12 protein-coding genes are annotated in these 13,127 nt (G+C 64.6%); 4 read left to right on the forward strand and 8 right to left on the reverse strand.

What is annotated here, in order from left to right; all coding sequences use genetic code 11:
- Positions 1-75: 75 nt before the first annotated feature.
- Positions 76-1,386, reverse strand: a complete 1,311-nt coding sequence (gene ugpB, locus J8I26_RS22255) for a sn-glycerol-3-phosphate ABC transporter substrate-binding protein UgpB (protein WP_209609358.1) — start codon at positions 1,384-1,386, stop codon at positions 76-78.
- Between the two features lie 242 nt (positions 1,387-1,628).
- On the opposite strand from ugpB, the gene ubiA reads away from it, so the two are divergent.
- A complete protein-coding gene (gene ubiA, locus J8I26_RS22260) occupies positions 1,629-2,483 on the forward strand; it encodes a 4-hydroxybenzoate octaprenyltransferase (protein WP_209609360.1) in 855 nt (284 codons plus the stop codon).
- Positions 2,484-2,512: 29 nt separating this feature from the next.
- Positions 2,513-3,184: a thiopurine S-methyltransferase gene (locus tag J8I26_RS22265; RefSeq protein ID WP_209609361.1), complete on the forward strand. Its 672-nt coding sequence runs from the start codon at positions 2,513-2,515 to the stop codon at positions 3,182-3,184.
- Positions 3,185-3,436: 252 nt separating this feature from the next.
- Here J8I26_RS22265 and J8I26_RS22270 read toward each other — a convergent pair whose 3' ends face one another.
- The 4 genes from J8I26_RS22270 to J8I26_RS22285 all read right to left on the reverse strand — a co-directional run bounded on the left by J8I26_RS22270 (position 3,437) and on the right by J8I26_RS22285 (position 6,051).
- The gene (locus J8I26_RS22270; protein WP_209609363.1) at positions 3,437-3,664 is read right to left on the reverse strand and encodes a hypothetical protein; all 228 of its coding nucleotides are present in this window, start codon (positions 3,662-3,664) and stop codon (positions 3,437-3,439) included.
- Between the two features lie 18 nt (positions 3,665-3,682).
- Positions 3,683-4,453, reverse strand: a complete 771-nt coding sequence (locus tag J8I26_RS22275; RefSeq protein ID WP_209609365.1) for a peptidoglycan DD-metalloendopeptidase family protein — start codon at positions 4,451-4,453, stop codon at positions 3,683-3,685.
- Entirely contained in the window at positions 4,453-5,265 is an 813-nt protein-coding gene (proC, locus tag J8I26_RS22280; protein ID WP_209609367.1) for a pyrroline-5-carboxylate reductase, read from the reverse strand. The genes J8I26_RS22275 and proC overlap by 1 nt, the downstream gene beginning before the upstream one ends.
- Positions 5,266-5,349: 84 nt before the next feature.
- Positions 5,350-6,051, reverse strand: a complete 702-nt coding sequence (locus J8I26_RS22285) for a YggS family pyridoxal phosphate-dependent enzyme (RefSeq protein WP_209609370.1) — start codon at positions 6,049-6,051, stop codon at positions 5,350-5,352.
- 129 nt (positions 6,052-6,180) lie between these two features.
- Here J8I26_RS22285 and J8I26_RS22290 point away from each other — a divergent pair, with 129 nt between their 5' ends.
- Both J8I26_RS22290 and J8I26_RS22295 read left to right on the forward strand, forming a co-directional pair.
- Positions 6,181-7,224, forward strand: coding sequence for a type IV pilus twitching motility protein PilT (locus J8I26_RS22290; protein WP_209609373.1), 1,044 nt, complete (start codon positions 6,181-6,183; stop codon positions 7,222-7,224).
- Positions 7,225-7,332: 108 nt separating this feature from the next.
- The gene (locus tag J8I26_RS22295) at positions 7,333-7,818 is read left to right on the forward strand and encodes a glutathione peroxidase (RefSeq protein ID WP_209609374.1); all 486 of its coding nucleotides are present in this window, start codon (positions 7,333-7,335) and stop codon (positions 7,816-7,818) included.
- Between the two features lie 10 nt (positions 7,819-7,828).
- Here the strand turns inward: J8I26_RS22295 and J8I26_RS22300 are convergent, their stop codons facing one another.
- The 3 genes from J8I26_RS22300 to J8I26_RS22310 all read right to left on the reverse strand — a co-directional run bounded on the left by J8I26_RS22300 (position 7,829) and on the right by J8I26_RS22310 (position 12,512).
- Entirely contained in the window at positions 7,829-9,157 is a 1,329-nt protein-coding gene (locus J8I26_RS22300; RefSeq protein WP_245200467.1) for an MFS transporter, read from the reverse strand.
- A 179-nt stretch (positions 9,158-9,336) separates the two neighbouring features.
- Entirely contained in the window at positions 9,337-10,233 is an 897-nt protein-coding gene (locus J8I26_RS22305; protein ID WP_245200468.1) for a phosphate/phosphite/phosphonate ABC transporter substrate-binding protein, read from the reverse strand.
- Positions 10,230-12,512 carry an EAL domain-containing protein gene (locus J8I26_RS22310; protein WP_209609380.1) on the reverse strand — a complete coding sequence of 761 codons (2,283 nt, stop codon included), beginning with the start codon at positions 12,510-12,512 and terminating at the stop codon, positions 10,230-10,232. Before J8I26_RS22310 ends, J8I26_RS22305 begins: the two co-directional genes overlap by 4 nt.
- Between the last annotated feature and the right edge of the window lie 615 nt (positions 12,513-13,127).

The raw sequence follows: 13,127 nt of genomic DNA on the forward strand, positions 1-13,127 counted from the left end.
CCCTTGCGTGAAGAGGCGATGCCGCCGGCAGCCCGGCCGACGCCCGCAACGGGCGCGGCCAGGTCGACACAGGTATTACTGGTTGCCCTTGTTGGCTTTCTCGAAGCGCACCAGCAGCTCGTCGCCGCGCTTGACGGCCGAATCCAGAGCCTGCTGCGGCGTCTTCTTGCCGGTCCAGACGTTTTCCAGTTCTTCGTCGAACACGGTACGGACCTGGGCGTAGTTGCCCAGGCGCAGGCCGCGCGACTTGTCGGTGGTCTTGACGATCATCTGCTTGACCGCGACGTCGGTGCCCGGGTTGCGCTCATAGAAGCCGGCCTGCTTGGTCAGCTCGTAGGCGGCCTTGGTGACCGGCAGGTAGCCGGTGTCCTGGTGCCACTTGGCGGCCACTTCCGGCTTGGACAGGTAGCTGAAGAACTTGGCCACGCCCTTGTACTCGTCGGCCTTCTTGCCGTTCATCACCCACAGCGAGGCGCCGCCGATGACGGTGTTCTGCGGCGCGCCCTGCACGTCGTTGTAGTACGGCAGCGTCGCCACGCCGAACTTGAACTTGGCGTTCTTGCGGATATCGGCGTAGGCCGAGGACGAGCCGGTGATCATGGCGCACTCGCCGGCGTTGAACTTGGCGTTGGCCTCATCCTTGCGGCCGGCGTAGGTGAAGTAGCCCTGCTTGGCCCAGTTGGCCATGTTTTCGATGTGGCGCACGTGCAGCGGGCTGTTCAGTTTCAGGCGCGCATCCAGGCCGCCGAAGCCGTTGTTCTTAGACGCCAGCTCGACGTTGTGCCAGGTTGAAAACGATTCCAAATGCACCCACGATTGCCAGGTGGTGGTGTATGCGCACGATGCGCCGCTGGCCTTGATCTTGGCAGCCATGCCGACGAACTCTTGCCAGGTGACGGGTGGCTTCTCGGGATCCAGGCCGGCCTTGGCGAACATGTCCTTGTTGTAGAACATGATGGTGGTGGAGCTGTTGAACGGGAAGGACATCATGCCCTTCGGGGTCGAGTAGTAGCCCGCGACGGCCGGCACATAGGCGTTCTGGTCGAACTTTTCGCCGGCCTGGTGCATCACTTCGTAGACCGGTTTGACCGCGCCCTTGGCGTAGATCATGGTGGCGGTGCCGACTTCGAACACTTGCAGGATGTCAGGGGCATTGCCGGCGCGGTAGGCGGCGATGGCGGCGGCCATCGATTCGTCGTAGGTACCCTTGTAGACCGGCACCACCTTGTAATCGGACTGGGTCTTGTTGAAATCGTCGGCCAGGGCGTTGACGCGTTCGCCCAGGGCGCCGGTCATGGAATGCCACCAGGAGATCTCGGTTGCGGCGAAGGCGGTGGAAGAGATCGTCGCCAGCATGCCGGTCGCGATCATTGTTTTAAAGTTCATCAGAGGACCTCTCGGAAAAAGGGGTTTTGATGCTATCAATGCACCATGACAGCCGCGTTACATTAGCCGCACAGAACTGCAACGGCAAAGAAAACCGATGTCGCAATGCAGCACAACGTTGCCATTCAGATATTTTTTACGCATTTCGCTGTGATTCGGGCCGCCATCGTCAGCCCCTTGTCAGCCAACGGCAGCGGTCGCGGACGCGCTTTATAATGCGGCTTTCGTTTCACGGATCCGGCATGAACAGGCTCAAGCTTTACGCGCTCCTGGTGCGCGCGCACAAACCCATCGGCATTCTTCTTCTGCTGTGGCCCACGCTGATCGCCCTGTGGCTGGCCAGCGGCGGCGTGCCCGACTGGCGCCTGCTGGTCATCTATGTACTGGGTACGGTGCTGATGCGCTCGGCCGGTTGCGCCATCAACGATTACGCCGACCGCGACTTCGACCTGCACGTCAAGCGCACCGAGCAGCGTCCGCTGACCTCGGGCAAGATCAAGTCGTGGGAGGCGCTGATGGTGGCCGGCGTGCTGGCCGTGATCTCGTTCCTGCTGATCCTGCCCCTCAATGCGCTCACCAAGCAATTGTCGGTGGCGGCGCTGATCATCGCCGGCAGCTATCCCTACTTCAAGCGCTTCTTCGCCATCCCGCAGGCCTATCTGGGCATCGCCTTCGGCTTCGGCATCCCGATGGGATTTGCCAGCGTTACCGGCGCCGTGCCGCTGGCGGCCTGGGTGCTGCTGATCGCCAACGTGTTCTGGGCGGTGGCCTACGACACCGAGTACGCCATGGTCGACCGCGACGACGACCTGAAGATCGGCATCAAGACCTCGGCCATCACCTTCGGCCGCCACGACGTGCTGGCCATCATGCTGTGTTATGCGGCGGCGCTGGGACTGATCTGGGTGGTCGGCCTCCAGTACGGCCTGGGCCTGTGGTTCTCGGCCGGCATGCTGGTGGCCTGCGGCTTCGCGCTCTACCACTACACGCTGATCCGCGAGCGCGACCGCATGCGCTGCTTTGCCGCCTTCAACAACAACAACTGGCTGGGCTCGGCGATCTTCGCCGGCGTCGCGCTGGACTACCTGCTGCGCTGATCGCCGCGGGACGATAAGGAGGAGACACGATGGAAGCTCAATTCTGGCTGGAGCGCTGGCGCGAGGGCCGCACCCACTTTCACCAGTCGCGCGTGACGCCGCTGCTGCAAAAATACTGGCCGCAGCTGGCGCTGCCTGCCGTCAGCACGGTGCTGGTGCCGCTGTGCGGCAAGTCGCTGGATATGCTGTGGCTGGCCGAGCAGGGGCACAAGGTGCTGGGGGTGGAGTTGTCGGAACTGGCGGTGCAGCAGTTCTTCAGCGAGAACGGCCTGCAGGCGCGGGTGCATGAGAGCGCCCAGGGCAAGCACTACGTGGCCGGGCAGATCGAGATTATCTGCGGCGATATCTTCGCGCTCAGCGACGCCACGCTGGCCGCTTGCGCCGGCGCCTACGACCGCGCCGCGCTGATCGCGCTGCCGCCGGAGATGCGTGGGCGCTATGCCGAACAAGTCTACGGCCGCCTGCCGGCCGGCGCGCAAAGCATCCTGATCACGCTGGAATATGCGCAGGAGCAGATGGACGGGCCGCCGTTTGCGGTGATGGAAGATGAAGTGCTTCGCCTCTATGCGCCGCTGACGAATGCCCAGGCGATCGACCGCCGCGACATCCTGGAGAAAGAGCCGAAGTTCATCGAACGCGGCTTGAAGAAGCTGGATACGGTGGTTTACCGTCTGCGGCGCGAGGGTGCTGTCAACGCCTGACGCGTTGTGCTTGTCTCCGCAGAAGCCTGCGGCGCGGTAATGTTCGTCATGCCGGACAACCGCTGAACGACACTGGGTTCCTGCTTTCGCAGGAACGACAGGTAGTAGCGTGTCTGGAGCAGCACGAGGTCAAACGACCGCCTCCTTGTCGTTCCTGCGAAAGCAGGAACCCAGCGTCTTTTGTTGTGCCCCAATAGCCGTCGGACGTCGCAAAGAACCCGTCTGATGAAGTGGTTCAGGGCCGCGCCTGAATCAGACCTCAGCCGTCGTGCGCACCACCGTCACCCGGCTGATCAAGAATTCCCCATCCACCACCACGCGAAACGGCACCCCGGCGACGTTGAACCCCGGGCCGCCGTCGTCATCCCACACCTGCGCCAGCGCGTCGAAGTCGCGCGGGCTCATGCGCAACATCTGGGCGCTGATGACGAAGGTCGCGCCGGCCTTTTGTTTCCTGACGATGTCTTCCAGTTTGGCCATGCTCGGCTCCCTTCCCTGTCAACGCGGCGGCAGCATGGCCATTACGTTGACCGGCTTGCCGTTGCGGCGGATTTCAAAATACAGCTTCACGCGACTGGTGTCGCTGTTGCCCATGGTGGCGATCTGCTGGCCGCGCGTGACGGTCTGGCCTTCCTTGACCGCAATGGTCTTGTTGTGCGCGTAGACCGACAGCAGCGTCGGCGTGTGCTTGATGATCACCATGTTGCCGTAGCCGCGGATGCCGTGGCCGGCGTAGGTGACCTTGCCGGCAGCGGCGGCCATGACCGGCTGGCCTTCGCTGCCGAGGATGTCGATGCCCTTCTTGTAGCTGTCGCCGCTGGGCGCCGACTTGCCCTGGGTGGGCCACATCCAGTCCAGCTTGGCGTCGGCGGGACTGGGCGCATCGTCGTCGTCGCGGCTCTTGCCGGCGGGCTTGGCCGCCGGCTTGGCGGCAGCCTTGCGCGCCGGCGTAGCCGAGGCGACCGCAGCGGGACGGCTGCTCTGGCCGGCGCCGGTGCGCGCGACCACGCCGGCCGGCGGGCGCACCAGGATGCGTTGGCCGACTTCCAGGTCGTTGGGGTTGCGCAGCTTGTTCCAGGTCGAGAGATTGGTCGGGCTCTGGTCGAAGTCGCGGCCGATGCTGTAGAGCGTGTCGCCGCGCTTGACGGTATAGTAGCCGTCGCTGTCCGCGGTCGAGGCGCAGCCTGCCAGCACCAGCGTCGCGACCAGCGGCAGGGCCGCAGCAAGGCGTGCGTACTGCCGCGCGTATTGGCTTGCGTATTTCTTCATCAGTCCTTGCCGAATTCGTCGCCCAGTTCCTTGCTGCGGGCGTCGGCTGCCTTGAGCGCGGCGACGATGGCGTCCTTCACGCCGGCGTTTTCCATGCTGGTCAGCGCCGCGTAAGTGGTGCCGCCCTTGGAGGTGACGCGCTCGCGCAGCCTGGCGACCGATTCCTCGGAGCGGCGCGCCAGTTCGGTCGCGCCTTCGAAGGTGACCTTGGCCAGTTGCAGGCCGTCGGCCGGCGCCAGGCCGAGTTCGGCGGCCGCCTTTTCCATCGCTTCCAGGAAGTAGAAGACATAGGCCGGGCCACTGCCCGATATCGCCGTCACCGCGTCAAGCTTGTCTTCGGCATCCACCCACAGGGTTTCGCCGACGGCCTTCAGGATGGAGTCGGCCTGCGCGCGCTGCAGCGTGGAGACCTGCGCGGCCGGCGCCACGCCGGTAATGCCGCGACCGATCAGGGCCGGGGTGTTGGGCATGGCGCGCACGATGGCCTCGTGGCCGCCGAGCCAGCGCGAGATGTCGGCGATGCGGATGCCGGCGGCGATCGAGACCACCAGCTGAGCGCCGATGAACGGCTTGAGCACCGCCACCACATCGCGCATCTGCTGCGGCTTGACCGCCAGCACCACGACGTCGGCCGCGGCGATGGCGCCGTCGATGGCGGTGGAGGTGCTCACGCCGAACCTGGCGCCCAGCGCCTTCAGGGCGTCGGCGCTGATATCGACCACGTGGATATTCTGCGGCTCGGCCACCTTGCCCACCAGTCCGCCGATCAATGCTGCCGCCATGTTGCCGCCGCCGATAAACGCTATCTTCACTTTCGCTCCTTGCTCATTGTGTCGCTGTACCGCTGTATCAAATGATTCAAGGCCGGCGTCGCCGGCCCTGCTGCCTGTGCTGCCCTATGCGTAATTGCGCGCCCCGAAGATGGCGCTGCCGATGCGCACGATGGTCGCGCCTTCCGCCACCGCCGCCTCCAGATCGGACGACATGCCCATGGACAGCGTATCCAACGGCAGGCCGACGGCGCGCAGCGATGCGTACAGCGCGTGCACCGCGGCGAAGGCCGCGCGCTGGCGCACGGCGTCGTCGGTCGGCTCCGGAATGGCCATCAGCCCGCGCAGGCGCAGCTTGGGCAACTGCGCCACTTCGGCCGCGGCCTGCGTCAGGTCTTGCGGGGCCAGCCCGCTCTTGCTGTCTTCACCGCTGATATTGACCTGCAGACAAATGTTCAGCGGCCCCAGTTCCGCCGGACGCTGCTCGGCCAGGCGCCTCGCGATCTTCACGCGATCCACCGAATGCACCCAGTCGAAATGTTCGGCGATGGGCCGCGTCTTGTTGCTCTGGATCGGGCCGATGAAATGCCACTGCAGGCGCGCCCCCGGCGCCAGAGCCTGCATCGCGGCGATCTTGTCGAGCGCTTCCTGCAAATAATTCTCGCCGAACGCCAGCTGCCCGGCCGCGACCGCCTGCGCCACCGCCTCCGGCCCGAAGGTCTTGGAGACCGCCAGCAGCTGGACCGACGAAGGCGCACGCTGCGCGCGCTCGGCGGACACAGCGATCTGGTGTTGCACTTGTTGCAAGTTTTTGGCGATTGACGACATAATCCGGGGCCGGGAGGGACTCGGCTGCGGGGAACATAAGACTGATTTTTTCAATCCGGCCTGTCGATGCGGCGCCATGCGCGCACATGGCGAAACCGGTTCTTCATGCTTTCCTGGCAAGGATTATAAATGGACATTGCCGGACTACTGGCATTTACCGTACGAAACCAGGCCTCCGACCTGCATCTGTCCGCCGGTTTGCCGCCCCTGCTGCGGGTACACGGCGACATCCGCCGCATCAATCTCGGCGCGCTGTCGGATGAGCAGGTCGAGGCCATGCTGGCGACCATGATGAGCGAGGAGCAGCGCAGCGCCTACGCCGTCCGCATGGAATGCGACTTCGCCTTCCAGCATCCCGCGCTGGGACGCTTCCGGGTCAACGCCTTCCGGCAACAACGCGGCGCGGCCGCGGCGATCCGCCACATCCCGCAGCAAGCGCCGCGACTGGCCGAGCTGGGTGTGCCGGCAATCTGCGCCGAGCTGGCGCTGCGCCCGCGCGGGCTGGTGCTGGTGACCGGCCCCACCGGCTCGGGCAAGAGCACCACGCTGGGCGCGATGCTGCGTCACGTCAACGAAGAGCGCCCGGCGCACATTGTCACCATCGAGGATCCGATCGAGTTCATTCACGAGCCGCGCCGCTCGCTGGTCAGCCAGCGCGAGGTCGGCACCCACACCCGCTCGTTTGCCGACGCGCTGCGCGCGGCCCTGCGCGAAGACCCCGACGTGCTGCTGGTGGGCGAGCTGCGCGACGCCGAGACCATCCGCCTGGCGCTGACCGCGGCCGAAACCGGCCACCTGGTGTTCGCCACGCTGCACACCGCCTCGGCCGCCAAGACCGTGGACCGTATCGTCGATGTGTTTGCGGCGGAAGAAAAAGAAGGCGCGCGCGCCATGCTGGCCGAGTCGCTGCAGGCGGTGATCGCGCAGACCCTGCTGCCGACGCGCGACGGCGCAGGGCGGGTCGCCGCGCATGAAGTGATGCTGGGCACCCCGGCCATCCGCAACCTGATCCGCGAAGGCAAGACGGTGCAGTTGTACTCCGCCATCCAGACCGCGGCCGGCCTGGGCATGCAAACGCTGGAGAGCAGCCTGAACGAGCTGGTGCGCGCGGAGCGCATCTCGCCGGAGACCGCACGCAGCCACGCCCGCTCGCCCGATCTGCTGGCGCAATAGGCGCCTGCCCCCGGTAATAAGAGGCCGCCGTCCGGCATGGCGACCGGAGATGCAAGCCACCTTCAGCGGGTTTAGAATGGCGACCAGAAAAACCTCAGGGGTAGCGCCATGACCACCATCTACGATTTCCAGCCCAAGCTGGCCGACGACACCGAGTTCCCGCTGGAGCAACTGCGCGGCAAGGTGATGCTGATCGCCAATACCGCCAGCAAATGCGGCTTCACGCCGCAGTACAACGGCCTGGAGCACATCCATCGTCAGTTCAAGGCGCGTGGACTGGAAGTGATGGCCTTCCCCTGCAACCAGTTCGGCGCGCAGGAGCCGGGCGACGCGGCGCAGATCGGCGCCTTCTGCGAAAAAAACTATGGCGTGAGCTTCCCGCTGTTCGCCAAGATCGACGTCAACGGCGAGCACGCCGCGCCGCTGTTCACCTATCTGAAAAAGGCCGCGCCCGGCCTGTTGGGCAGCAAGCGCATCAAATGGAATTTCACCAAGTTCCTGGTGCGGCGCGACGGCACCGTCTTCAAGCGCTACGCGCCGCAGACGCGCCCAGAGGAAATGATTTCCGATATCGAGGCGCTGCTGGCCGAGTAAATCATCAGGCTCAAGCCTCGATGCGTTCGACCTTGCCCACCAGCAGGATATAGGACAGCGCGCCCAGCAACGCCAGCGCGGCGATGTAGGCAATCGCCGGCGCGAAACCGGCGCGGTTGACCACCCAACCGATCACCAACGGCGTGGTGATCGCCGACAGGTTGCCGATAAAGTTGAAGGCGCCGCCGGTCAGGCCGATCAGCCGCGCCGGCGCAATCGCCGAGACCAGCGACCAGGTGATCGACGCCAGGCCGTTGCCGAAGAAAGCCAGGGACATGAAGAAGATGGCCCACGCCGTCGAGTCGGTGAAGTTGGCGCCGATGATCGAGGTGGAAATCAGCAAGCCGCAGATCACCGGCAGCTTGCGCGCCAGTCCGAGCGAAGCGCCGCGCCGTAGCAGCCAGTCCGACAAGGTACCGGAGCACAGCACGCCGATTACCGCGGCGATGAAGGGCAAGGCGCCCAGCACACCCGACTTCAGGAAGTCCATGCCGCGGTATAGCACCAGGTAGGTCGGGAACCACGTGAGGAAGAACCACAGCGTGGAGGTCAGGCAGAACTGGCCGAGATAGATGCCCCACAACTTGCGTCGCGACAGCACCAGCCCCAGATCGCCCCAGCGAAAGCGCGCACGAGCACGCGGCCCCGCCGCGCCGGCCGACAGGTCGACCAGGCCGCCGCCCTCGGCGATATGGCGGATTTCCGCCGCGTTGGCGCGCGACTGGCGCGGCTCGCGGTAGAGCGCATACCAGATCCCCGCCCACACGATGCCGGCCGCGCCGGTCACCATGAAAACCATGTGCCAGCCCAGCGCATGCTGCAGCCACGCCAGCACCGGCGTGAGCAAGGCCAGCCCGATGAATTGCCCGGATGTGTAGACGCCGATGGCGGTGGCGCGCTCACGCTCGGGGAACCAGGCGGTGACCACGCGGTTGTTGATCGGATAGGCCGGCGCCTCCAGCGCGCCCACCGCCATGCGCAGCACGAACAGGCCGATGAAGCTGCCCACCAGTCCCAGCAGCACCGTCGCCAGCGACCACAGCGCCAGCGCCACGGCATACAGCAGGCGCGGCGACACCCGGTCGACCAGCCAACCGCCGGGGATCTGGGCGGCGGCATAGGTCCAGCCGAAAGCAGAGAAGATCAGTCCCATCTCGACCGGGCTCAGGCCCAGCGCCTGCGACAGACCGGGCGCGGCGATCGACAGGTTGGCGCGATCCAGATAATTGATCACCACAGTGACGAACAGCAGCAGCATGACCACGTAACGCACACGGGTCGGCGCCTGGGCGAGATGGGCGGCGCCGGCGCGCGGCGGCAGGGTATCGGAATGGGCCATGGAATTCCTTCTCGAGATGGGTGTGCCGGACATCGGCGGCCCCGATTCTGCAGAGCCGGGCATGCAGCGTAAATACCCGGATGGAAGGAAGTGCGAAATATGAAATCAGGCGTGGATCAGCGAAGAAAAACTTTTAATCTTTCTTCGATATTCTTCTTCGCAGCCGCGTTTTGCGCCGCTCAGGGCAACTCGCGGATGATCTTGTAGTTGGCGTCAGTCACCGGAACGAAGCGGGTGGCGCCCAGTCCCAGCAGCGCCGCCTTGACCTGCGGCGACTTGCCGTTGAAGAAGACCGCGCGGATCGTGTTGCGGATGTCGGCGCACAGCTGGCCGCGATAGACGTAGGGGTCGAAGGGAATGGGCTTGGAGCGCCACAGCACGCGCAGGTCGCTCAGCTTGACCTTGCCGGCGGCGATCATGTCGGAAAGGTTGGCGCTGGCCACGAAGGCCGCGTCGACGTTGCGACTCATCACCGCCAGCACCGATTGTTCGTGGTTGCCGGAATAGCCCACGCGGGAAAAATAACTGCCCAGCTGCAGATGGTTCTCGCGCGCGAAGTTGTGCCGCGGAATCAGCGCGCCGGAAGTACTGTCCGGGTCGGCCAGCGCCAACACCTTGCCGCGCAGCGAGGCGATGCTGTCATATGGCCCCTGCTGGCGTGTGACCAGCAGCGAATAATAAAAAGCCGACGCGCCGCCCGGCGCGAAATACGGCGACACCTGCTCCTGCGAGGCAAACGGCGTGATCATCGGATCGCCCCTTTTGGCCGTGACATAGGAGGCCGGGCCCAGACGTGCGATATCGATCGTGCCCGAGAGCATGCCCTCAATCACCGAGCCGTAGGACGACGGCGTCACCGTCTCGACCGGAATCTTCAGCTGCTTTTCCAGCAGCTCCAGCATGGGCTCCATGGCGCGCACCTGGCGGTCGTCATTGCCCTGCGGGATGACGGCGAAGCGCAAACGCTGGGGACGTTCGCACGCGCCCTGCCCTTTGGCGACGGCCGGCGACGACGCCAGCAGTGCGGCAACAACGGCGGCGGTGGTGGCGATGGACTTGACGGCGGACATCCTCATGCGATCTCGAACCTCCCTTTTTGCAGAATCGATTCCAGCTGGTCAGCCGCCACCGGGCGCTGCAGGTAGAAGCCCTGCACCTGGTCGCAACCCATCACCTTCAGGTGCATCAGCTGTTCCTTGGTCTCGACGCCTTCGGCCACCACCTTCAGGCCGAGGTTGCGCGCCAGCGTCACGGTGGAGGCCACGATCATGCCGTCGCTGTTGTCGTTGCGGATGTCGCTGATGAAGGATCGATCGATCTTCAGCGCGTAGACCGGCAAGGTCTTGATGTGACTCAGGCCCGAGTAGCCGGTGCCGTAGTCGTCCAGGTAGATCTTCAAGCCCTCGTCGCGCAACTTCTCCAGCGTGGCGCGGGCGGTCTCGACATCCTCGATGAAGCAGCTTTCGGTGACCTCGATCTCCAGCAGGTCGGGCGTAAGCCGGTGGCGCCGCAGCGTATCACGCACCACGTCGCCCAGTCGCTCGTCGCGCAACTGCTTGGCCGAAACGTTGATCGCCACCGGCAACAACGGCAGCCCCTTGTCACGCCACTGCGCCAACTGGCGGCAGACCGCCTCGATGATCCAGTGCCCCAGCGGCACCACCAGGTCGTGCGCCTCGGCCAGGCCGATGAATTCGCCCGGGAAGATCAGGCCATGCTCGGGATGCTGCCAGCGGATCAGCGCCTCCATCCCGGTGATGTTGAAGTTGTGCAGCTCCACCTTGGGCTGGTAATACAGGCAGAACTCATTTTCCTTCAACGCCTGACGGAAGCGCCCCAGCAGCTCCAGCCCGCGCACCGCAATGGCGTTGAGCGAGGCGTCATAGAAGCGGTACAACCCGGTGCCCGAGGTCTTGGCGGTGTACATCGCCGAGTCGGCGTTGGTCATCAGCTCGTCCACGCTCTGGCCGTCGCGCGGGTACAGCGCGATGCCGATGCTGGGCGCGGTCTCGACGTAGGCGCCCAGCAGGTCGGGATACGGCGCGCGCACGGCTTCCACCAGCTTGTCGGCGATCTCGGCCACGCTCTCTTCGTCGCGGATCTCGGACACCATCACCACGAACTCGTCGCCGCCCAGGCGCGCCACCAGGTCGTACTCGCGCAGCGCGGCACGCAGCCGGCGCGCCACTTCCTGCAGCAGGGCATCGCCCACCGCGTGGCCCTGGGTGTCGTTGATCAGCTTGAACTTGTCGAGATCGAGGAAGAACAGCGCGTAAAGATTGCGGCTGCGCTTGGCGCGCGACAGCTCGGTCGAGGCCAGTTCGTAGAACAGCATGCGGTTGGGAATGCCGGTCAGGTAATCGTGCGAGGCCAGCTGGTAGGCGCGCGATTTTTCCTGCTCCAGCTGGTTGATCAGGCCGCTTTTCTCGCGCTCGGAATACAGCAGCTTCTCATACAGGAAGCGACGGCGATGCGCCAGGTTGATCAGGCCGCCGGTCAACAGCATGATGGCCAGCGAAATGCAGATCGCCTGCAGGTAATACTGGCGATGCGCCGGCCACAGTTTGCCCAGCAACTGCTGCGGATCGCGGCTGACCACCACCGCCAGCGGATAATGCGCCAGCCGGCGCTGCACGCCCACGTGCTGCACGTCATCGCCTGGACGCAGTGCATGGATCAGGCCGTCACCCTTGCCGGTGAGCAGGAACATCGCGTAATCCTGGCCCGCATAGTTGGACCCGCCCGACAGGATGCCGCCCGACAGCTCGGCCAGTTGCAGGCCGGCGGCGTTGAGGATCTCGATGCGGCTGGCGCCGGCCACGCTGACTTCCTGATAGGTCTTCAGGAAATAGCCCAGGTCGAGGATGGCGGTGAAAAATCCCTGCAGCTCGCCGCGGCCGTTCTGCAGCGGGATCAGCAGCGGCACGCGCCAGCTGTAGCCGTCGCGGTTGTTGGGCGGATTGATAATCATCGTCGCCTGGTCGCGCTCGGAGGTCAGCGAGGTCATGTAGCCGGCGTTGATCAGGCGGCTCAGCTCGGGCTCCTCCTTCTGGCGCGCCGAGGAATAGACCAGCTGGCCGTCGGCGTTGAACACCGCCACGCGCAGGAAGGCGGAGTCGCCGTTGAACAGGGGATTGAGATAAGGCGCTTTCTGCTCGCCGTTGAGCAGCGACTGGCCGATGCGCGAATACAGCAGGGTCTTGCCGAGCACGCCGTCCAGGTTGGCCGATACGATGGCGGCCACGTTGCGGCTGTCGGCGATCGAGCTGGCGATGGCCAGCTCCTTTTCATTCTGGATGCGGGTGATGGTGAAGTACCACAACATGGCCAGCACGCAGGCCGACAGCAATGCCAGACCGGCCGACACCCCGCGCCCGGCGAGAAACTCGGTCAACAGCCTCTTCGGCTCCAAAGATCTTGGCTTACCCACTTCCACTCGCTTGAACATTGCGCCGGTTCGCCCGGCGCCGCCTCGTTTCCCCTGAACCGAAGCAGGTTATTACGGCAATGTGTCAAGTTAATGACAAACGGCCAGGCCTTGCATGAGGTGTTTTCATGTTGCCACGGCATTTACATATCGATCGGCAAAGGATCGATCAGTGTGTCCGCGGTTATTGCATTTGTCACAAGCATCGACCTGTTCGGCGGCGATGTCGGGAAGCGTCCTTGAGGCATGACAAACGACGCTGGGTCCCTGCGTTCGCAGGGACGACACGCAGTAAAGAACTTGAACCTTCGGTTGCTCGAGATGCGCCCTCTTCTTCCCCGTCTCGTCTGCTCGCGCTATTCCATCCCCATCGCCCGGTTTCTCGAGATACCTCCTACCCGTCGGACCTGCCACTACTGCTCGAAATATCCCCTGCCGTCGTTCCTGCGAACGCACGGACCCAGCATCGTTCGTTGTGCTCACATCAATCCGGGATACGACACGTCCCGTTCGAGCCATAAAAGAAAAAGGACGCCGAAGCGT

This window comes from Herbaspirillum sp. LeCh32-8 (genome assembly GCF_017814915.1).
Classification (GTDB): Bacteria; Pseudomonadota; Gammaproteobacteria; order Burkholderiales; family Burkholderiaceae_D; genus Herbaspirillum.